The organism is Paenibacillus sp. EZ-K15 (assembly GCF_002573715.1).
Lineage (GTDB): Bacteria > Bacillota > Bacilli > Paenibacillales > Paenibacillaceae > Paenibacillus_AQ.
Map to the genome: position 1 here is coordinate 231,126 of NZ_PDHM01000005.1, position 20,982 is coordinate 252,107.

General features: G+C 51.1%; 21 protein-coding genes. 12 read left to right on the forward strand and 9 right to left on the reverse strand.

Features of this window, described 5'->3' with window-relative positions; all coding sequences use genetic code 11:
* Positions 1 to 20: 20 nt before the first annotated feature.
* The 3 genes from CRG97_RS03290 to CRG97_RS03300 all read left to right on the forward strand — a co-directional run bounded on the left by CRG97_RS03290 (position 21) and on the right by CRG97_RS03300 (position 4,304).
* Positions 21 to 2,000 carry a peptidase U32 family protein gene (locus tag CRG97_RS03290; protein WP_098741742.1) on the forward strand — a complete coding sequence of 660 codons (1,980 nt, stop codon included), beginning with the start codon at positions 21 to 23 and terminating at the stop codon, positions 1,998 to 2,000.
* A gap of 108 nt (positions 2,001 to 2,108) precedes the next feature.
* Entirely contained in the window at positions 2,109 to 3,416 is a 1,308-nt protein-coding gene (locus tag CRG97_RS03295; protein WP_098741743.1) for an aspartate aminotransferase family protein, read from the forward strand.
* A 12-nt stretch (positions 3,417 to 3,428) separates the two neighbouring features.
* The gene (locus tag CRG97_RS03300; protein ID WP_098741744.1) at positions 3,429 to 4,304 is read left to right on the forward strand and encodes a UbiA-like polyprenyltransferase; all 876 of its coding nucleotides are present in this window, start codon (positions 3,429 to 3,431) and stop codon (positions 4,302 to 4,304) included.
* Between the two features lie 65 nt (positions 4,305 to 4,369).
* Here the strand turns inward: CRG97_RS03300 and CRG97_RS03305 are convergent, their stop codons facing one another.
* On the reverse strand, positions 4,370 to 6,118 hold the full coding sequence (locus CRG97_RS03305) for an alpha-glycosidase (RefSeq protein WP_098741745.1): 1,749 nt from the start codon (positions 6,116 to 6,118) through the stop codon (positions 4,370 to 4,372).
* A gap of 344 nt (positions 6,119 to 6,462) precedes the next feature.
* Here CRG97_RS03305 and CRG97_RS03310 point away from each other — a divergent pair, with 344 nt between their 5' ends.
* Both CRG97_RS03310 and CRG97_RS03315 read left to right on the forward strand, forming a co-directional pair.
* Positions 6,463 to 6,723: a metal-sensitive transcriptional regulator gene (locus CRG97_RS03310; RefSeq protein ID WP_076322276.1), complete on the forward strand. Its 261-nt coding sequence runs from the start codon at positions 6,463 to 6,465 to the stop codon at positions 6,721 to 6,723.
* A gap of 223 nt (positions 6,724 to 6,946) precedes the next feature.
* On the forward strand, positions 6,947 to 7,960 hold the full coding sequence (locus tag CRG97_RS03315; RefSeq protein ID WP_098741746.1) for an NADP-dependent oxidoreductase: 1,014 nt from the start codon (positions 6,947 to 6,949) through the stop codon (positions 7,958 to 7,960).
* A 367-nt stretch (positions 7,961 to 8,327) separates the two neighbouring features.
* Here the strand turns inward: CRG97_RS03315 and CRG97_RS03320 are convergent, their stop codons facing one another.
* The 3 genes from CRG97_RS03320 to CRG97_RS03330 form a co-directional block, all read right to left on the reverse strand.
* Positions 8,328 to 8,819: a cytochrome c biogenesis protein CcdC gene (locus CRG97_RS03320; protein ID WP_098741747.1), complete on the reverse strand. Its 492-nt coding sequence runs from the start codon at positions 8,817 to 8,819 to the stop codon at positions 8,328 to 8,330.
* Between the two features lie 126 nt (positions 8,820 to 8,945).
* Positions 8,946 to 9,506: a TetR/AcrR family transcriptional regulator gene (locus CRG97_RS03325; protein WP_098741748.1), complete on the reverse strand. Its 561-nt coding sequence runs from the start codon at positions 9,504 to 9,506 to the stop codon at positions 8,946 to 8,948.
* Positions 9,503 to 10,222 (reverse strand): MBL fold metallo-hydrolase, encoded by a 720-nt coding sequence (locus CRG97_RS03330; protein ID WP_098741749.1) that lies wholly within the window; start codon positions 10,220 to 10,222, stop codon positions 9,503 to 9,505. Before CRG97_RS03330 ends, CRG97_RS03325 begins: the two co-directional genes overlap by 4 nt.
* A gap of 229 nt (positions 10,223 to 10,451) precedes the next feature.
* Here CRG97_RS03330 and CRG97_RS03335 point away from each other — a divergent pair, with 229 nt between their 5' ends.
* From CRG97_RS03335 to CRG97_RS03345, 3 genes are all read left to right on the forward strand, one after another.
* On the forward strand, positions 10,452 to 10,643 hold the full coding sequence (locus CRG97_RS03335; RefSeq protein ID WP_076322272.1) for a hypothetical protein: 192 nt from the start codon (positions 10,452 to 10,454) through the stop codon (positions 10,641 to 10,643).
* 138 nt (positions 10,644 to 10,781) lie between these two features.
* Complete coding sequence (locus tag CRG97_RS03340) at positions 10,782 to 11,312, forward strand: sigma-70 family RNA polymerase sigma factor (protein ID WP_098741750.1); 531 nt, start codon at positions 10,782 to 10,784, stop codon at positions 11,310 to 11,312.
* Positions 11,305 to 12,708 carry a DUF4179 domain-containing protein gene (locus tag CRG97_RS03345; protein WP_098741751.1) on the forward strand — a complete coding sequence of 468 codons (1,404 nt, stop codon included), beginning with the start codon at positions 11,305 to 11,307 and terminating at the stop codon, positions 12,706 to 12,708. Before CRG97_RS03340 ends, CRG97_RS03345 begins: the two co-directional genes overlap by 8 nt.
* Before the next feature lie 2 nt (positions 12,709 to 12,710).
* Here the strand turns inward: CRG97_RS03345 and CRG97_RS03350 are convergent, their stop codons facing one another.
* The 4 genes from CRG97_RS03350 to CRG97_RS03365 form a co-directional block, all read right to left on the reverse strand.
* Positions 12,711 to 12,920: a DUF6199 family natural product biosynthesis protein gene (locus CRG97_RS03350; protein WP_076322269.1), complete on the reverse strand. Its 210-nt coding sequence runs from the start codon at positions 12,918 to 12,920 to the stop codon at positions 12,711 to 12,713.
* A 198-nt stretch (positions 12,921 to 13,118) separates the two neighbouring features.
* Positions 13,119 to 13,529, reverse strand: coding sequence for a hypothetical protein (locus tag CRG97_RS03355; RefSeq protein WP_098741752.1), 411 nt, complete (start codon positions 13,527 to 13,529; stop codon positions 13,119 to 13,121).
* A 146-nt stretch (positions 13,530 to 13,675) separates the two neighbouring features.
* The gene (locus CRG97_RS03360; RefSeq protein ID WP_098741753.1) at positions 13,676 to 14,059 is read right to left on the reverse strand and encodes a cytochrome-c oxidase; all 384 of its coding nucleotides are present in this window, start codon (positions 14,057 to 14,059) and stop codon (positions 13,676 to 13,678) included.
* A gap of 174 nt (positions 14,060 to 14,233) precedes the next feature.
* A complete protein-coding gene (locus CRG97_RS03365; RefSeq protein ID WP_098741754.1) occupies positions 14,234 to 15,394 on the reverse strand; it encodes a copper amine oxidase N-terminal domain-containing protein in 1,161 nt (386 codons plus the stop codon).
* Positions 15,395 to 15,629: 235 nt separating this feature from the next.
* On the opposite strand from CRG97_RS03365, the gene CRG97_RS03370 reads away from it, so the two are divergent.
* Both CRG97_RS03370 and CRG97_RS03375 read left to right on the forward strand, forming a co-directional pair.
* Positions 15,630 to 16,694, forward strand: a complete 1,065-nt coding sequence (locus CRG97_RS03370) for a lactonase family protein (protein ID WP_098741755.1) — start codon at positions 15,630 to 15,632, stop codon at positions 16,692 to 16,694.
* Between the two features lie 186 nt (positions 16,695 to 16,880).
* On the forward strand, positions 16,881 to 17,789 hold the full coding sequence (locus CRG97_RS03375) for a phosphotransferase family protein (RefSeq protein WP_098741756.1): 909 nt from the start codon (positions 16,881 to 16,883) through the stop codon (positions 17,787 to 17,789).
* A gap of 204 nt (positions 17,790 to 17,993) precedes the next feature.
* On the opposite strand, the gene sleB is transcribed toward CRG97_RS03375, so the two are convergent.
* Positions 17,994 to 18,653: a spore cortex-lytic enzyme gene (gene sleB / locus CRG97_RS03380; RefSeq protein WP_098741757.1), complete on the reverse strand. Its 660-nt coding sequence runs from the start codon at positions 18,651 to 18,653 to the stop codon at positions 17,994 to 17,996.
* A gap of 361 nt (positions 18,654 to 19,014) precedes the next feature.
* Between sleB and CRG97_RS03385 the strand changes: the two genes are divergently transcribed.
* Positions 19,015 to 20,091, forward strand: coding sequence for a sulfate ABC transporter substrate-binding protein (locus CRG97_RS03385; protein ID WP_098741758.1), 1,077 nt, complete (start codon positions 19,015 to 19,017; stop codon positions 20,089 to 20,091).
* 38 nt (positions 20,092 to 20,129) lie between these two features.
* Positions 20,130 to 20,978 carry a sulfate ABC transporter permease subunit CysT gene (gene cysT, locus CRG97_RS03390; RefSeq protein ID WP_098741759.1) on the forward strand — a complete coding sequence of 283 codons (849 nt, stop codon included), beginning with the start codon at positions 20,130 to 20,132 and terminating at the stop codon, positions 20,976 to 20,978.
* Positions 20,979 to 20,982 lie beyond the last annotated feature (4 nt).

The following is a 20,982-nucleotide window of genomic DNA, read 5'->3' on the forward strand; positions in this document are numbered from 1 at the left end:
CGGAGTAGGAGGAACGGACGATGGCTCGTTATTTTAACGGTAAAGAAGTGGAACTGTTGGCTCCTGCCGGAACATTCGAGATATTCAAAACCGTCATTGACGCAAACTGCGATGCCGTATATTTCGGGGGACCATCCCTAAATATGCGCATGATGCGCAAGGGCTATAACTTAAGTTATGAGGAAGTCAGAGAAGCCGTTCAATTGGCCCATGAGCGCGGTAAACGCGCCTACATTACAGTGAACAACCTGATGGATGAAGAAGACCTGGAGGAAGCGAAACGTTACTTCGCCTTTTTGAACGAGGTTGGCCCGGATGCTATTATTGCGCAGGATCTGGCCGTGTTTCCCCTGATTCAAGAGATGAACTATACGAATATTCCGGTTCACTCCTCGGTCATGATGAACGTGCACAATCTGGAGATGATTGAAGCCGTCAAAGCATTGGGCGTTTCCCGTATCGTGGCTTCCCGCGAGATGGACCTGAAGACGGCGGAGGTGCTGCACGCTAAGAGCGGAATGGAGTTCGAGTACTTCGTGCACGGCGATATGTGCACCGTTCACGGTGCGAACTGCCTGTACAGCTCCATGCTGTTTGGCAATAGCTCCAACCGGGGACGATGCATGAAGCCTTGCCGCTGGGATTATCGGGTGAAAAAAGATGGATACCTCTATCCTACCGAGTACCCGCTTGCTGCAAAAGATATGTATATGTACGAGCATATTCCGGAACTGGTTAAGTCCGGCATTACCAGCTTCAAAATTGAAGGACGCATGAGAGATACCGAATTTTTGCTGATGGTCGTTAATGCTTACGGAGATGCCATCGATCGTTACATTGCGGATCCGATAGGCTTTAACCGCGAAGACGGGGCAGATACGCTGCATAAAAACCGGAAACGTGATTTCACGACAGCTTATGCTTTTGGCAAGCCGGGACTGGATTTCATCAATCGCCGTTATGAAGGAACAGGCAAGTTTTACAGTACGGGGAAGGTGTTCAGCACACCTACAGCGGAACGCGAGATGAAGGAGGAACGGGTGCTTCAGGTGAAGGAATCGCTGCATCATGCGAAGCGGGAGCAGCCGAGCACGTCGATTCCGCAAATTACGGTGCATGTCAACACGGTAGAGCAGGCCCGTGCGGCAATAGAAGAAGGGGCGAACGTCATCTACCTGACAGGTGACGTGTTCCAACCGGATCTTCCATTCGGCCGTGAAGATATCGAAGCTTTGACGGCGGATAAAGGGAACACCGAAATTATTCTTGGCATGCCCCGCATGATGAATGAGCTTCATATGGAGCAGTATCATCAATTCCTCAGCGCAGGCAAGAAGCATAACCATTATGGCCTTGATGGCTTGCTTGTATCCAACATCGGTGCCATGCACAAGTTTCAATCCCTAGGGCTGCCGATGATTGCCGATTTCAGCCTGAATATATACAACCATATGGCGGCTTCGTTCTATCAGAAGCATTTTGGCATATCCAGAATCAATCCGTCGCTTGAGCTTCAGCTCCATGATTTAACGAAATTGCTGCGTCATCCGGAGATTCCCGTCGAGATCATCGTTCACGGATCGCCCATCGTGATGTATCTGGAGCATGACTTATACACCAATGCGGCAGAGTTTGAGCCCATAGCTGAAGAGGATAACCGGTTCGTGGATAACCGTCATCTCGTACTGCTTACGGATAAAGGGGAGAACCCTGTATACCGGGATGCCGCGGGACGTAACCACTTGGCACTGGCGAAGGAGCTGTGCAACATGCCGTTCTTGAAGGAACTGTTCGAAGCTGGCGTAAATCATTTCCGCATTGAAGGGAAGACATATACGACGGAGCAGCTTCGCGGCCTGGTGCGGATATATCGCCAAGCTGCCCTGAATCTGGATTCATGCAGCAGGCTGTATGCAGACATGACACCGATCTATGCCGGTTATACACTGGGTTCGCTCCAATTCGGCCATACCCTGCAGCTTGAGCTGACAGAAGTATGAGATGAGCTTCGAAACGGAGAATGAAGATGAACCTGATATGGCTATCATTTTTGATATATTTTCACGGAACATGGAAGAAATGAGATCAATTCAAAGAGGTGAATATCCATGACGCATGCAGATCAGACGTATATCGGTCCCGAAGCTATCGTGGCAAAGCGTCGGGAGTACGGCTACCCCTGCACGGCTAATTTCTACAAAGAGCCGCCTCAGATCGTCAGCGGCAAGATGCATAAACTTTACGGCCATGATGGCAAGGCGTATGTGGACTTCTTCACGGGGGTGTCGGTTGTCGCCTGTGGTCACTGCAATGAAGCCATTACTGCAAGAACGATCGAACAACTGCAGACGCTGCAGCATACGTCAACCATTTACCTTACCCAGCCGATGACGGATCTGGCGGAGCGGTTGGCAAACGGTGTTTTGCCTGGCAACCTAAAGCGAACGTTCTTCGTGAACAGCGGCTCCGAAGCGAATGAAGGCGCCCTGCTTGTCGCGCGTCTGCACACGAAACGCCGCAACTTTCTGGCGCTGGAACACGGCCTTCATGGCCGCACCTTCCTGACCATGAACGTGACTGGCATTCCAATATGGCGTGCCGATGATTTCCTGGACCAGGAGGTGACTACGTTTATTCCGCGTCCTTATGACCCTGCCATGGATCAGGATGCTGCCGCTCGCCGCTCCCTGGATGCGTTGGCGAGTGTGCTCGCTGCGAAAGGAGACACCTTCGCAGCGATGATCGTAGAGCCGATCCAAGGCAACGGGGGAATGATCGTACCGCCGGATTGGTATTTCCATGAGCTGAAGACGATGCTGGAGGAACACGGGATTCTTCTGATTGCCGATGAGATCCAGACAGGCTGCGGGCGTACAGGACGCATGTTTGCGATCGAGCATTACGGCATCGTGCCCGACATTCTGACTATGGCGAAGGCGCTAGGCAATGGCGTGCCCATCGGCGCTTTCTCCACGACGGATGAGATTGCCGCCAGTCTAAACCGACCATCCGCCTCCACCTTCGGCGGCAACCCGGTGTCATCGGCCACGGCGCTTGCCGTATTGGATTACATCGAGCAGGAAGGCTTGGTCGAACGTTCTCTGCGTGTCGGCGGACGGCTCATCGATGGTTTGAGGGAGCTGCAGGGCCGATACGAGCTGATCGCCGATGTCCGAGGCAAGGGCTTTATGGCCGGGGCCGAAATCCGGGGAGCGACCGACGAGGAGAGCGCAGCATGGACGGATATCATTCTGGAGCGCATGAAGGAAGAAGGATTCATTATTGGCAAAAATGGCATCGGCCGAAACGTGCTGGCGTTCCAGCCGGCCATGATGATTCCGGAGGAAGATATCGAGGCCATGCTCAGCGCCTTGGACAAGGTACTGGCTGGGTTATCCCAATTCGTAAACGAATGAGGTTGGATCCGGATGCAAATGATCAATAAAGTCGTTCATAAGACCAAAATGTTCGGAGAACTGGTGATGTTCTCCCACACGCTGTTCTCGCTGCCCTTTGCGATCATTTCCATGATCTGGGCCGCGGGCGGCGTACCGTCATGGCATGTCATGCTGTGGTCGTTGATTGCGCTTGTTGCTGCACGCAATGGGGCCAATGCCTTCAACCGTATCGCCGATTTGAAGTTCGACGCCGCGAACCCGCGAACGGCGAACCGCCATATGCCGAGAAAGCTTCTGCTGCCTCGCGAAGTGTACGTGTTTGTCATCGTTAACTTTGCCATCTTCATTCTCGCGGCAGGGATGCTGAACCGGCTATGCTTGTGGCTCTCACCGGCAGCGATTATACTGATCTGCTCGTATTCGTACACGAAGCGCTTCACCTGGCTGTGCCATCTGTACCTGGGCTTCACGATTGCTTCGGCTCCGATCGGGGCATGGTTTGCCGTAACGGGCCAATTTGCCTTCATTCCGTTTATCATCGGTACCGTTGTGATGCTGTGGATCGCGGGCTTCGATATCATTTATGCAACACAGGATATCGAATTCGATCGCAGCACCGGCTTGTGGAGCATTCCCCGCGCGTTTGGGTTAGAGGGCGGACTGCTCATTTCCAGAATGCTGCATGGGATTATGGTCATCCTGCTGGTTTCCCTTTACTTTATCCAAGGCTTGGGCTGGCTCTACTTGACGGGAATTGCTGTCTCGGTCATGCTGCTTGCCGTGGAACATCGCATCATCAAGCCTTCCAGCCGCAGGCGGATGCATCTGGCATCCTATAACCTGAATCAGGTGATTAGTTTGACGATTCTGCTCTTTACCTTGGCTGACCAATTTTTGCTCGGATAAAAAAACTCCCTTCGACTGCCAGCCCGCATACACGGGCCATATGGCATTCAAAGGGAGTTTGATTTTTATTGACCGGCCTTTAAGATGGCAAAGCCATAGGCCGGCAGCTTGACAGTCAGCTGGCCTTGCTTCGCACTAAGGCTTTCGCCGTTCCACAGGTTCGTCCACTGATGATCCAGCACAGGGACGGTCATCGTGTTGCCCGCCTTGTCGTTGTTGACGGCAATGAGGATCGTTTCGTTGTCGTCCTCGCGCAGGTAAGCGATTTTACCGCCGTTCTTCTCGGCCTTCAAGAATTTGAAGGTTCCCGTACGGAGAGCGGAATGCTCTTTGCGGAGCTTAATCAGCGTTTGATAGAAATTGAACAGGTCCTTGTCATGCTTGGACTCATCCCATTCCATGCATTTGCGGCAGCCCGGATCGTGCCCGCCGTCCATGCCGATTTCGTCGCCGTAATAGATGCAAGGCGTGCCGAAATACGTGAACTGGAACATCGCGGCAAGTTTCATCAGGCGTTTGTCGCCGTTCGCCTGCGTTAACAGTCTTGCAGTGTCATGGCTGTCCAGTAGGTTGAACATCACTTCGCTGGCTTGTCTTGGGTAACCGGCAAGCTGTTTGCCAAGCATGAAAGAGAATTTCTCGGCATCGGCGGTACGATTGATGAAGAAGTCCAGTACGGCATTCGTGAACGGGTAGTTCATGACGGCGTCAAACTGGTCGCCTTCCAGCCAGATGGAGGATTCATGCCACACCTCGCCAAGGATGTAAGCATCCGGGTTGGCCTTTTTCACGACTTGACGGAATTCGCGCCAGAAGCTGTGCCCTACCTCGTTGGCTACATCCAAGCGCCAACCGTCGATGCCTGTTTCCTTGATCCAGTACTCGGCAGCCTTGAGCAAGTAAGCCCGAACTTCCGGGTTCTCCGTGTTCAGCTTCGGCATCAGCGGCTCGAATGCAAAGGTATCGTAAGTTGGAATGCCATCCACCACTTCCAGCGGCAGGGAGCGAACGTAGAACCAATCCTTATATTTGGAGTTCATACCGTTCTTCTGCACGTCAACGAACGGCGCAAACGTTCTGCCGGAATGATTGAAGACTGCATCCAGCAATACGCGGATTCCGCGTGCATGGCACAGATCGACGAGTTTCTTCAGCGTGTCCTTGTCGCCGAACTGCGGATCGATTTCCATATAGTCTTCCGTATCGTATTTATGGTTTGTTGTTGCCGTGAACAGCGGCGTGAAATAAATCGCGTTAACGCCGAGCTCGCTTAGATAATCGAGATGGTCGATAACCCCCTGAAGATCACCGCCGAAGAAGTTTTTCGGCGTCGGTTCGGCACTGCCCCAAGGCAAGGCGCCTTCCGGGTCATTGCTTGTATCCCCATTCGCGAAGCGTTCCGGGAAGATTTGATAGAAGATCGCGTCTTTGACCCATGCAGGCGGGTGGAAAACGTCATCCGGATTGATGAACGGGTATTCGAACAGGCGGTCCGGATTGGCCGGCGGCTCCGTCAGGAAGTCATATTCGGTCATCCAGCGTTTCTCGTCGCCCTGCTGGAGCAGGAAGCCGTATTTCAAGCGGCGGTACGGAGGGGTTGCCTCGCACTCCCAATAATCGAACATTTCATCCGAGGACAGCTTGGTCATCGGAATGTATTCCATCGTCTGATCCCACAGGTACTTGTCGCCTGCGAGGGCGTACACTTCGGTAATGTCGTCTTTTTTGGTGCGGATTCTGAGATGGATGGTCGTACCGTTATAGGCGTAGGACCAGTTTTTACGCGGACGGTGATAGATGGCTTCCAAGAACATCGATAATTCCTCCTTAAGTAAGTGAAATTAAAAAAAGGCACAGCCAGGACTATGAATAGCCGAGGTTGTACCTTTGTAAGATAACATTGCCTTTAAATTATGAGGTTTGGATCTGGATGACTATGATTTCATTCGTTATTTAAAAATATACCATGCGCTCTTGGCGTATACAAGCCCTATATCGAAGTTGCTAATGCTATGCAGTAGCGAGCAGCAGAATGCAGATTTTTAAGCGGGATCCTGCTGGCGGGGCAGGTCGTAAGGAAAGAGCGGACGTTTGTTGTATAATATAGGGACAAGGATAAGCCTGACAGTGCAGATACGTATTATAGGAGGACAGTCACATGCAATACGACGATCAGATGAAAAACCGGATCAAGCGGATTGAAGGACAGCTTCGCGGCATCTTGAAGATGATGGAGGAGAACAAGGACTGCAGGGAGGTCATCACGCAATTATCCGCTTCGCGTACGGCGATCGACCGGACCATTGGCGTTGTTGTCAGCTCCAACCTGGTGGATTGTGTACGGCAGGCCGAAGCGAACGGTGAGGATACGGAGAAGCTTGTGCAGGATGCCGTTAATCTGCTCGTGAAGAGCAGGTAAACGTTTGAATAGCAGGCAGGGTGAAGGCCTGGATGAACCGCTCCCCTCAGGTATCCGACCCATGATGGAACCGCTTGAATTTAGCGGAACCCTCCGAATTGAACATGCACCCGAACGCGAAAGGATCACCTGCCGTTAAGGGGTCTGGCAAGGGCTAGGAAATTTGTAAACGGACAAAATGGGTAAAGATAAGATGACGGTTTTTTTAAAGGAGGGTACTCAGATGTCTGTGAACGAACAAATTATACTAGCCAAAAGGCCGCAAGGCATGCCGGATGAGTCGGATTTTACATTTGAGGAGCAGCCTTTGCCCGTTCCGCAAGCTGGAGAAGTCCTGGTACGGACCGTATACTTGTCGGTGGATCCGTATATGCGGGGGAGAATGAGTGATGCCAAAAGTTACGCGAAGCCCTACGAGGTAGGACAGGTTGTCGCTGGAGGCGCAGTAGGGCAGGTGATGGAATCGACGGACCCGACCTATCGGGAAGGCGATTTTGTTGCAGGAACATGGGGCTGGCAGCGCTTTGCCGCCGTGCGGACCGGGACGCTGCGTAAGGTCAACCCGGATCTGGCACCCGTATCGACCGCCTTGGGTGTGCTGGGGATGACCGGTTTGACTGCCTATTTCGGACTGCTGGATATCGGTCAGCCGAAGGAAGGCGAGACGGTGGTGATATCGGGCGCCGCAGGTGCCGTAGGCATGATTGTCGGGCAGATTGCCAAGATCAAAGGGACCCGGGTGATCGGTATGGCCGGTTCTGAAGAGAAAACCAAGTACCTGACGGAGAAGCTGGGGTTTGATGCAGCGATCAATTACCAGACCGAAGATCTGGCATCGGCTTTAGCGGAAGCTTGCCCGAATGGGGTGGACGTCTATTTTGACAATGTCGGCGGTGAGGTTTCCGATGCGGTGCTGCGTCTTATCAACAAAAATGCACGGATTCCGATTTGCGGCCAAATCGCACTCTATAACCTGGAGAAACCCGATACGGGTCCGAGAATCCAGAGCCTGCTACTGACCAATACGGCACTGATGAAGGGCTTCCTGGTCGGCGACTACGCCAGTCGGTACAATGAGGCATTGCATGAACTGGCCGAATGGCTGAGGGATGGCAAAATTCAGTACGCCGAACATATCGTCGACGGTTTTGAGAAGACCATTGAGGCGTTTCTGGGGCTCTTCTCCGGGGAAAATCTCGGGAAACAGCTGGTGAAGGTAAGCGAAGAGCAAAGCTAGTCTTTTGACAGACAAAAAATAAAAGAGTGTCGAATCTACGCACTTCGCAAGCCTCCTCATACGGGAGCTCTGCGAGCGGAAGGGTCATAGCCTTCCGGCTTGCGTGATCATCGGCACTCTTTTTTTGCGCTTATTAAGTTTAATGACTATATAGATTGAACTAAAGAAAAGAAGAACTTCAACGGAGAAGGCGGAATTATTATGTAGAAACGAAGTGGTCGCCTTTGCCCCCGGATTTTAACCATGATATGAATGTATCGAAGAAATCTGGGGGCAACAGCGATCGGAAGAATAATCCGCATTCGTAGTGATGCTTAGGCTAAGGATCTTTAGTTCAACTTATATAGTTAACGATGGAACATGTCCGCTATATAGCCGCTTCTGGTGTCGTAAATTGCTGATACTGGCGATACATCGAAATGCGCCAGTGGACAATCATGCCGTAAGCCAGCATGAAGAACAACGCCGCGGTCTGCGGGATGGAAATATGCTGCTCGATGTATCCGTGAAGCAGGAGTCGGATAGCCAGCAGGCCCAGCAGAATGTAAATAAAGCTTTTCGATTTCTGCACGAAAATCTGGCCATCGACCTTCTCGAATTTGGTGCTGCGAATCAGAGGATAGGAGAAGATGAACCAGCCTACCAGAAAGGCAATTCCCGCCCACCATATGGGGATGCGTACTTGCGGCTCAACGAACATCAGAAACCCGGTGCTCATCGCTAGCGGAGGGATGATGATCTTCTTGACGGTGACGGGTCGGTGACTCGCTTTCATTCGAATGAAAATAACGGTCAGTGCCATAACCAGCATCACAATCGTAGAGCCTATCTGAAGAATTGGGGAATCGAAATTAACCACAATTCAGAACCTCTTTCCATAAATAAAATGACATGACAATGTGCTGCCTTCTGATTATAGCACATTCTGATGCCAGGCAAAATCAGGCAGGCTCGGGAGGAGCAGTGCTGTTAGCGCCGGCAGTCTTTAAGGCTGGAGTCCATCGATGAAAATCCGGATCATAAAATCCAAGCTTTCATCTACATTCAGATCCATGGCGAATTGACCCCCACGTTCCAGAGATGAGAAGCCATGGCACAGGCTGCGAAGTGTCCGCACGGCATGCAGCGCCTCCGGCTCACTGAGCTGGTAAGGAGCTAAGATTTGGAGCAGAAGCTCGACAATCTGATTGCCTACTTGCTGCGTCTCCTGCTGTTCCGGACGGAGAGGCTGCAATGCGGCTTCGTATAATCCGGGGTGAGATCTGGCAAAGTCAACATAGGTAAGGCATACATAACGCAGGGCATCTTCGCCTGACCGGCCGGCGACAGCCTTCAGCAGCCGATCATGCAATGTCTGGAGGCCATACAGCATCAGGGCGGCATGCAGACCGGGCAGTCCGTCTACGTGGTTATACAGGGAAGGCGACCGAACGCCCAGCTTACCTGCAAGTGCGGCCAAGGTTACGGTATGAAGCCCATCTTGATCCGCTAGTTCGGCAGCGGTTTGAAGCAGTTGAAGCCGGTCGATTCCGGGTCTCGGACTCATTTTGCATTCCTCCTCATAATAGATTCCGCATGCGCAACGGCCTGCTGCATGGGAGCCGCCGGATTCTTTAGCATCCGTCCATGGCCGACAGCCAGAACGGCGGGCTTCCGTGCGGTTAGCATTTTGGCGCTTTCCAGAGCAAGCTCCTTGCTCCAGGTCGCCATGGCAGGGAAGGGAAACCAGGGCTTGAGCACACCGGATACGGCTAATCCGCCCCGTGTCTGCCAAGCATCGCCGGCTACCAGGATACCGCTGCGCTCATCAAGGAATGCCATATGCCCCGGCGTATGTCCGGGAGTGGCGATGGCCTTGAGCGAACCAACGGAATCCCCGTCACCCAGAAGCACATCCGGAACGGTGGTTATGTTCTTGGGAATATCTCCGCGAATCGGAGTTTGCAGCTCTCCAGGCTGGAGCTCGGCATTTCCCTTTAACAGCAGCGCATCACGCCGCGAGATGTAAACCGAAACATTCGGAAGCTCTTTCTTTAACCCGTCGAGCGCCCCGACATGGTCGCCGTGAGCATGGGTCAGCACGATCCGGGTGATGGGCTTTCCTATAGCGGCTGCCGCTTGAAGAATTCCCTTTTGGGAAAATGACATACCTGTATCAATCAGCGTAACCCCGTCGTTTTCTTCTACAAGATAGACATTTACCGGGAAAAGACGAGGAAGAAAAGAAATTTGAGTCACGTGTTCAATCGTTGTTATTAACATAATACAGTTCCCCTCTCATTCAAAACTAATCATATTAGTATAATAACTAATGGTATTAGTTTTATCAAGCCTGAATTTTAACATTTTCATGAATAGGCCCGTTTAACCCCTAAATTTTTTATAAATTTACCAAATTTTGAGTGCAATTTTCATTATTTTGAGTTACCATAAAGATAGATATACGGAAAAAAATGTAGATTATTGAGATGAAGGGTGAGGGGCGGACGACATGGATATTTTCAAACGCATCGTACTTCTGATGGTGATGTATGCCTTCTCCGCGGTACTTCTGTATGTAGCCAGTCAGCACACGCCATATCTGCTTCCTGTCATCTGGCTTTCTGCGCTTATGCTGCTGTTATGCGGCATCGGATATCTAGGATACCATTACTTCTTTAAAGGACGCAGAAAACGAAGTTAATCAAGAGATACGTTCAAGTCTGCCTGCCCGGGCGGACTTTTTTTGTGTGGAAAATAAAAAAAACCGTTTGAATCGCTTCGCAGTCTTATATACAGAGATGAATACAAATGGGGTAGGTCGGAGGGGAAGGGTAATCGGATGATGGAAGATAAAGAGCTTGCGGCTGCTGCCTGCAGAGGGGACGAGGAAGCGTTCTATGCACTCGTTACGGAGCACCGAAGGCGCCTATACGGAATTGCGTACAGTTATTTGCATAACGAGAGTGACGCACTGGAGGTATTGCAGGAGACGGTATGCCGGGCGTGGATGAAGTGCCGGAAGCTGAAGCATCCGGAGGCATTTGTTCCTTGGCTCATTCGGATCCTGATTAACTGCTGCGTGGATGAGCAGAAACGAAAAAAGCGCATGGTTCCGGTTGAAGAAATTCGCAGCCGGGAAACGGCTGCCGAGATGGTCAGCGATAGCAAGCTGGATCTGGAGCGTGCGCTCAGCCGGATGAAGCCCAAATACCGCCATGTGCTGATTTTGAAATATTATCAGGACATGACGATCAGTGATATCGCCAAGATTCTCGATGTTCCGGAGGGTACAGTCAAAACCCGGCTGTATCAAGGATTAAAGCTGCTTCGGCAAAAAATCGAGCTAGGAGGTGCCATATTCCATGTTTGAGAAGGAAGAGCGAATGCTGAAGGAGATGAATAGGGACGCGGAGATCATCTCCGCGGTTGTATCCGATGAAGCATTGGACGCGGCGGTGCGAAGCGGGATGCGAAGAGGACGGCGCACGCAGCGGGGCCGGGCACGAATGGCTACCGTCTCTGCCGTGCTTGTAACTGTAGCGGCTGCGCTGCTATTCGTAGTATGGAGCGGGAACGAAGGGCTGGTGAATCCCCAAAAGCAAATGGCGGCTCAAGGGCCGTATCCGCCATTGACCGGGTTTGATTTCGGAGAAGATATCACTTTAAATTCGGCTAATAAACATGGCATGATTCAGCAGGTTAATCAATCGGTGACCAAGGGGGATTATACGGTAACGGTGAACGGGATACTTGTAGGCTCCCAGCAGATGGAGGTGTTCTATACGGTCCAGAACCATGCGGAGAATCCCGCAGACTTAAAGAGGGTGGAGATGAAGCGCCGGGGATCCAGCGAATCGCTGCCTTATAGTATCGGGTCGTCGGGTGGAACCGAGATTAAGCCCGGCCCTGGCAAGCTGTTCCACTCCCGATCAGACATTCATATGGGCGAGAATCACCCTATACCTGAGGAACTGACATTATCTTTTAGGATCGCCCCCTATTCGACGAATACGGTTTATGAATCCGCTACAGAGAACGAGCAGGTGCTCGATATTAACGTATCCGTTGATATGGAGACAGTTCAGAAGTATACCAGCACCGTTCCGCTCAACAAAATGCTGCAGATTGAGAGCCAGAGGTTCTATTTGAAAGAAGCTGTATTGTCTCCTGCCGGAATCGTCTTGAAAGCGAACGTCCCATCCAGTAATACGATGAAGGTAACCGGCTTATGGGATGTGTATTTGGAAGCTGTGGTTAACGGCGAGAAGATCAGATTGAACAGTGATTCCGCATTCTTACCCGGTGCCGGGGGAGGGGATATGACTTACTTCTTCGACAGCAATATATTGGAGAAGCCAGAATCAATCACGCTGAAAGCAAGCGGATTCCAGGCGGTGGACCCCTCGAAGATGAAACTCGTGGTGGATACGGATAAGAAGGAGGTCATCCGTTCACCGGACGGCGACCTTCGGTTCGGAGAGTACACGGGGCATACCCTGACATTTGAATACGAAGAACAGACTGACCGGCATATGGGCAGTGTATCGATTGAGCCGGAGTTTGTGGATGGAGAGGGGAAAAAGCATAGGATCAACGAAGATGCAGGGGGGCTCAGTTCCTCGTCCCGATCCTCTTCGGATACCGACGTAAGCCTTATCACGCAGTATATCCACCTTAAACCTGGGGATTATCCGCAGCCGCTCACATTTACGTTTAGCAGCTACCCCGGAGTTATGGAGCAGGCATTCGAGGTGCCGATTCAATAAATTTAGAGATGCTGAAAGCTCATCAGGATAACTACAACGCCGAATGCGATGGTCATTTTGCCAGCGAATTTTAGATACCATATTCTCAAATCGCTGAGTTCAATATCATCCCTTGTTCTTCTGAACCACCATGAATGCGGATTTCTGATGGCGTATAGACCAATCGCGATGAGTACGATGCCCATAAAGGCAATAAAAATGAAGTTGAACATGGATTAGTCAGCTCCTTTCTTTAGAGATAATACGTATGGTTAATTAACAAAGTTCCAACATATGTAAATAATAGAGCATTCTCATTTAATGTTATGCTCCAGAATTGAGGACACGATTAAGGAACCGCCCCGGCCATGTTGGCCGGAGGACGGTTCTTTTTTTCATTTATGATATCTTGAATCATGGGCTTGATTACACTATTCCCTATGCTCGGTAGTGGAGCTGCCTTCAGGTCCCTTAGCATCCAGGAGTTCAATTAGCGCTTTGGGCACCCCGTTAAGCAGCAGCCATTGACGAAGCGTTTCGATGGCGCGGATATGGCCATTTCCTTCATCCCGCCAGGTCAGCAGCTCGACGACCTTAATGACGAGGAGCATCAGCTCCATTTTGTCATGCTCGGTTTGATCCGCGCGGATTTTTTGGAATACGGCTTCTTTCTCCCAATCCAGCAGGATCTCTTCCCCAATGGTTGGTCTCATGAGTGAATAGCTGTAATCGCACTGCGGGCAGAGTACCGTGGTGAACTGTTCTGATTTGAACGTAACCCCGATATCCGCTTGGCACTGACGGCAGTGAAATTGGACTTCAATTGCTGAGTTTGTTTCCATGTCTATGGTGCCTCCTTCGAAGAGAAAGGTATCTACTTATACCCATTAGTCGGTAACTATGACCCATCTTCCGATGAAAGAGGCGCATGAAACATGAAGAAGGAACCGCCAAATAGAGGCGATTCCTTGAGGATCCGAGCCCAAAATCAGCGTTTCCTTCTATGCGTACTTTTAACATGGGTTAGCACATTATAGAGGAAAGCCAGAATGCCCAACGTTACCAGAACGCCTCCAACGGCAATGACCGGCTCTACCGATTCCATACCGCTTACCAGCAGTGCGAGACCGATCATCATGACAGGCAGACCGATATTGTGCAGCCAGAAATGCACTTTGCCTGCGGTGGATTCTCCGGCTGCGGGGAACAGAACATAAATAACACCTGCAAGAGCCAGGGATGCCCAGCCCAGAAGGTTGACGTGTGTGTGAACTGTGGCGTAATCGTAGCTGTGGGAGATCGACATGTACATGCCGAGCAATATCCCCAGTACGAAGTATACAGCAGCGATCTTGATTAATTTAACACCCATATAACCCCTCCTCTTATGGATTACTACTATGATATATGTCAGCTATGGTGAAGTAGACCAAGAGGGAGGAAGATTTAATGAAGACCGATGTTTTATAGCCAGCAAAAAAAGAAACCGTGAACTCCCTCGCCGGGAAATTCACGGTTCATTTGTACGCATTCGTTATGCAATGATCTATTCAAGCTCCAGTACATCATAGATCAGCCATTTGCCTTCGGCTTTCTTGAGCCAGTAAAGAGAGGTCGAACGGATGATTTCACCGTCTGCATCATCGCTTTCTTTGGCATAGACAACGGCGTCTTCCCCTTGGAAAAAGACCGTCCGAATCTCCTCGGACTTGATGTTGAAATTCACCTCATCGAAGATGCCTTCCGCAATGCTGGTTTGGAATATCTCGTGGTAGGCCGATTCCGGATGAATAACCGACATAAGCAGCGGACCATCCTCCTCATTGAAGCCCTTGGACTGGGTATCAATGGTAGCCACGATGGCTGTTTGATCCGCTGCCGGCACTTCCGGACGAGCTTCCAGCAGTTCATCTACGACCAGATATTCCGTCTCGTAATGGACCAGATCATAGATTTTCCATGCTCCCGAAGCATCTTTCTTCAAGAGATTCTCATAATGGAGTGTAGCATCCCAAGCAAAAGGTCCGCCGGTGCGGTCGAGGGTCACGCTGGTGTAGGCATGGATCGACGTTCCGGCTACCGTTACTTCCCATACGTCAGCAGATACGTGCAGATCGTTCTTAAATTGGTTCTGATAATTTTCTTGAATTTCCGCAAAAATAGGAGATTTCGGATGGAAGGCGCTCATGACAGCATCTAGTTTCTTGGCACTTCCAGCTTCTTCAATTGTATGGTAAAGCTTCTTTACCTCATCGGTGGCTTTATCAATTGCACCCTCACGGTCGATCTTGATGGTACGTGCCTTGGAATCCCACTTCACGGGCAGTCCGGTGGCTTCAGCTACGAAACGAAGGGGAACCAGGGTGTTGCCGCCATCGGTGAATGGGGCAATCTGAAGCGTGGTTTTTGCACCATTGACATAAGCGGTTTTCTGTCCGATGGTCATCTGCAGCTTCTGATCGAGGTATGTACCCGTCACCTGTTTATTCGTGCTGTTCCAATTGACTTTATAATCCAAGGCCTGGAACAGAGGGCGGAATTGCACGAAGGTGACTCCATTTTTCATAATAGGCGCTGCCTGAAATTTGATTTCCTGGTTATCGAGGTAGACCCGGATATTCCCTTGATTCTTTGCCGGAGCCGCTTGCGCCGCAGTAGCGAGCAGGAACAGGAAAGCGATCGTCAGTAGGCTGATTTTTTTCTTCAATTGGCTGTCATCTCCTTTAACGAATGATAGAATAGAGTGGTAATTGTGGTAATCGTACATGATAAAACCAATGCTAGCAATACATTTCTTTATGAGTAATAATTGGTAGAGCAACGCGGGACGGCTTGCCGGATCGAATTGAAAAAAGGCGGTAAGCGCGGAGCCCTGATGGGTAATACATAATAAGGATTAGACCGGTTCACCGGATCATTCATTAGACAAAGGAGTGGATCACATGACAGCAGGACAGGAACTGATATTTTACATAGGAACCTATGGTTCGGAGGAAGAGAATCGAATTCATTGGGGGGCGATGGATCGAGGTACTGGGGAGCTGCGTCTCTTAGGTGGTACGGCTGGTATAGAAAACCCTACCTATCTGGATTTCGATGATTCGATCTCTGTATTGTATGCAGCGAGCGAGAAGGGCGAAAGCGATGTGTCGGCTTATTCGGCCAATCTGGTAACCGGTAAATTAACGCTGCTGAACGTTCAGTCTACCGGCTCGTCCGGTGCATGTCATGTATCCCGTACATCGGACGGGAAGTATCTGCTTACGACAGGGTACAGCGATGGACATATATCGGTGCTGGCATTAGAAGAGGACGGCCGGGTTGGAGAGCTGGCCTCCAAGATCAAGCACAGCGGACGCGGTCTTCACGATGACCGTCAATCCGAAGCGCATCCGCATTCGATATTTGAAGACCCCGTCAGCAAGTATATCGTGGTCAGTGACCTGGGCATGGATGATGTGAACCTGTATCGGCTGGAGGAAGGCAAGCTGGTGACCCACCGCGAGATCAGTCTGCCGCCAGGCTCGGGCCCGAGGCATGTGTCTTTTCATCCATCAGGCAAGTGGGTGTATGGCACGAACGAGCTGAACAGTACGGTAACGGCTTACGCAAACGATGGAACATTTGGGGATTTGAAAATATTGCAGCATATATCGACCTTGCCAGAAGACGTAGTGATGGATAACAACACATCGGCCCATCTGCTGGTATCTCCATGCGGCCGTTATCTGTACGCCTCCAACCGGGGCCATGACAGCATCGTTCAATATGTAATCGACCAGGAGACCGGTACGCTCCGTGCCGTCAACTGGGTGTCTTCCGGTGGTAAAACGCCGCGCCACTTCAATATCATGCCGGATGGCTTCCTGCTGGCGGCGAATCAGGACAATGGTTTGATCGCAAGTTATCGGATCGATCCGGACACGGGCAACCTGGTATCTACGGGTTATACACTAGAAGTTACGCGCCCGGTATGCATCTGTCCCGTGGAGAAGGCAAAGGCGTAAGAGCTGTTAGATGGGCTGAATGAATGAAGCTTATAGCCCAAATGAGTGCTGGTGCGGGGAATCTTAGATTAGACAGAAGGGCTGCCGAGTGCGGCCCTTTGTTCATGTTTAGCAAGGTTAATAGAAGAGCGGCGTATGATTTAACAGTATACCGAATTCAAGGCATCATTCATAAGGAGGAGCATCATGGAGGACTTTATACGGGCGGCGGGCCGTTTTGTGGAGGCCCGCTTTGGTGAACGCGCAGCGAATCTCACCCCTCTCGCTTCCGGGGATTGGTCAAGTGCCTATTCTTTCATCCTCGATGGGGAAGATATGGTTATTCGCTTCGGGGCTTATTCTGGTGATTTCGAGAAGGATCGGGCGATGGGTGCCTATTCCTCCGAAATGCTTCCGATCCCGAAGGTTCTTGAGGTTGGCGAGACGGAGAGCGGCTACTATGCTGTATCCAGGCTGGTACCGGGAAAGCATCTCGATGAGCTGAGCGGGCCTGAGATTCGGGTAGTACTGCCGCAATTGATAGACGCTCTTCATGAATTTCAGAAGTTTGACTTCGCAGCTACACAGAAAGCTGGCATTTGGCACCCTGAGGGGGCGGGGCCCAGCTGGGGGGCCTGGCTTCTCTCTGTTGCTGAGCCAAGAGACCGGCTGCCAGGCTGGCGCGAACGACTGGATGCTTCGCCTTACGAGGCGAAGATCTTCGACGCCGGCATCGAAAGATTGCGTCAGCTCTTACCGCAGCTTCAAGAGTATCGGGGAATTGTTCATAGTGATCTTTTGAACCGAAATGTGCTGGTGAGTGATGGGAAGTTGTCCGGGGTCATCGACTGGGGCAATGCATTCTATGGCGATCCTCTCTATGACATAGCTTGGCTTCTGTACTGGTGGACCTGGTATCCGGAATGGGAGGACATCGATCTGGAGGGAATTTTAGAACGCCACTGGGATAAGTACGGAGACCGGCCCCCGCAGATGGAAGACCGTCTGCTATGCTGCCTTATTCACATCGGCTTGGATCATATCGCCTACAGTGCATTCAGACAGCGTCTTGAGGATATGAGACGTAACGCCAACCAATTGTTGACTTACATCTAGGTAAAAGGCTGGACTCTTATGCCTTCTAGTGATAGTAGTCGTGGCAGGTATAAGAGATAGATTGAATCATTGTCACAGAAGTTATTATCTATTCAGTAGAAGAAGCAGCTTAAGGCCGTGGATTTGGTCTCAAGCTGCTTCTTTATAAATATTTAACGAAGTTAATTGCGAATTCATTGGTTTAAAGATTCATTCGATGAATCATTAATGCGCAAAGATATGATTGCCGATCTGCAGCACTTGCGGTCTGGACCAGATCCATTTGCTGGTTGCTGTTTTCGGATTGAAATAATAAAGGGATTCATAAGTCGGATCCCAGCCGCGAACGGCATCCAATGCGGCAAGATAGGCGGCCCGGTTCGGAGTCAACCAGTATTGTCCGTCATCTACGGCTGTAAAGGCCCCTTTTTGAAAGACGACGCCCCGAATATCATTCGGAAATTCGCTGGATTGAATGCGGTTCATGACAACAGCCCCGACGGCAACTTGTCCTTTGTAAGGCTCACCGCGGGCTTCGCTATAAATGACTCTGGCCATGACATCCATTTCGGATTGATTTAACGTATATTTTTTCAGCTGTCTCCAGGTTTGTGCGCCGGTAACTCCATCGGCTGGCACACCGTATTCTTTTTGGAAACGGATAATGGCTGTTTTCGTGTTTGCGCCATATTTGCCATCCAGCGGCTGCGTGTAGAAGTCCAGCGTTTTCAGGCGATATTGAAGCTCCCAGACATCCCCGTTTTCATTGCCAGGCTTTAACACCGGAGCTGCCTCCGTCGTTTGGGCAAATGCAGGCATGAACAGCAGAATACTAAGGAAAAGAGCAGAAATTATTTTTCGATTTGGCTTTCTTATGGTGATCAACTCCCTTTGGGGTAGAATTATAAGGTTGGAAGCGGGTTCATACAACCATCAGTAAATGGAAATCCGCGCCGTGACTGCGTTCGTTGCACCAAAAATGGTTCTATGGTCCGTGTGGTCCTAAACTTGAAATTTTTTGAAAAAAAGGTTTGACAGCAGGAGAGGGACTTATTACAATAGCAACATAACATACTAAACAGGTAGGAATTATAATATATTGTTCTCACCGTATCGACGGAGGAACGCTCGAAGACTAAGAGCAGGCACGGTTGCAAACCGGCTTGACTCTGTTCTGATGAGCCTTCCTCCGTCTTTTTTTGCCATACGGCCTGTTTAGTAGAGAATAATAGGGGGAGTGATCCATATGAAAAAGGTGTTGAAGCAAGGGGTTCTCATCGGATTAACAGTGATGCTGACGGCGGCACTTGCAGCTTGCGGTGCAGAGAAAACAGAGACAGTCGCAACCGCCAATGGAGACGCGCCTGCTTCGGGTTCAAGCAAGCCGAGCGTGGAACTGCTCAATGTTTCTTACGATCCGACCCGAGAGTTATATGACCAATACAATAAAGCATTCGCGGCGCATTGGGAGAAGGAACAAGGCCAGAAGGTAACATTTAAGCAATCGCACGGGGGTTCAGGCAAGCAAAGCCGTTCGGTTATCGACGGTTTGGAGGCGGATGTGGTGACACTGGCCCTCGGATACGATATCGATGCGATCCGTCAGGCCGGATTGATCAATGAAGGCTGGGAGAGCAAGTTTGAGCATAACAGTGCGCCTTACACCTCAACCATCGTTTTCCTCGTCCGCAAAGGCAACCCGAAAGGCATCAAAGATTGGCCGGACCTGATCAAGGAGGGCGTGGAGGTCATCACGCCGAACCCGCAGACCTCCGGCGGCGCACGGTGGAACTACCTGGCGGCATGGGGCTATGCACTCAAGGTAAACAATAACGATGAAGCGAAGGCACAGGAATTCGTGAAAGAGCTATTCACCCACGTACCGGTGCTGGACAGCGGAGCCCGCGGTGCAACAACCACTTTTGTAGAACGCGGAATCGGGGACGTGCTGCTGGCTTGGGAGAATGAAGCTTATCTCTCGATTAACGAGCTGGGACCGGACAAATTCGAGATCGTGAATCCGTCCGTCAGTATTTTGGCGGAACCTCCGGTTGCCGTCGTGGATAAGAACGTTGACAAGCGTGGGACCCGCGAGGTAGCGGAAGCCTACCTGCAATATCTATACAGTGAAGAGGGGCAGACGATTGCGGCGGAGAATTACTATCGTCCAACGCTTGCCAGCGTGGCTGACAAGTACAAGGAGAAATTCCCGGCTATCGAATTGTTTACGCTCAAGGACGTGTTTGGAACATGGGAAGAGACACAAACGAAGCATTTCAATGACGGCGGCATCTTTAATCAGATTTACGTGCCAGGCAGCTGATCGGCATAACCGCCGAAGGCAGGAAAGGATGAGTGGATATGGCAGTACTCCCCTTACAAAAGCAAAGCAGAAACAATCGCAGCGTACTCCCGGGTTTTGGAATCGGCATGGGACTGACCGTCCTTTATATGAGCTTGGTTGTGCTTGTGCCGCTGTCGGCGCTGCTTCTCAATCAAACCGGACTAACCTGGGAGAAGTTCTGGTCGGTTGCAACCGATCCGAGGGTGCTGGCCTCCTACCGGGTTAGTCTGACGACAGCGGCGCTGGCCGCATTCGCGGATACGATACTGGGGCTGCTGCTGGCTTGGGTGCTGGTGCGGTATGATTTCCCCGGCAAAAAATTGTGGGATGCCCTTATCGATTTGCCCTTCGCCCTGCCAACGGCAGTAGCAGGGGTGGCTTTAACCGCGATCTATTCCGCTAACGGCTGGATCGGATCGCTGCTGGAGCCGCTGGGGATCAAGGCGGCATTCTCTCCCTTAGGCATCACGCTGGCCCTTATGTTCATCGGCATACCGTTCGTTGTGCGGACGGTACAGCCGGTGCTGGAGGACGCGGAGCGGGATACGGAAGAGGCGGCTGCAACGCTCGGGGCAGGCCGATGGCGCACGTTTTGCACCATCATTCTGCCGACCTTGATTCCGCCGCTGCTGACCGGATTTGCGCTCGCTTTTGCCAGGGGCATCGGTGAATATGGCTCCGTGGTTTTCATATCGGGGAATATGCCGATGAAGACGGAGATTGCGCCGCTGTTAATCATGACGAAGCTGGAGCAGTTTGATTATGCCGGCGCGACGGCGGTTGCCTTGATCTTGCTGCTCATCTCTTTCGCACTGCTGCTCGGCATCAATATACTACAACATTGGACGCGGAAAACCGCCCGTTAAGGAG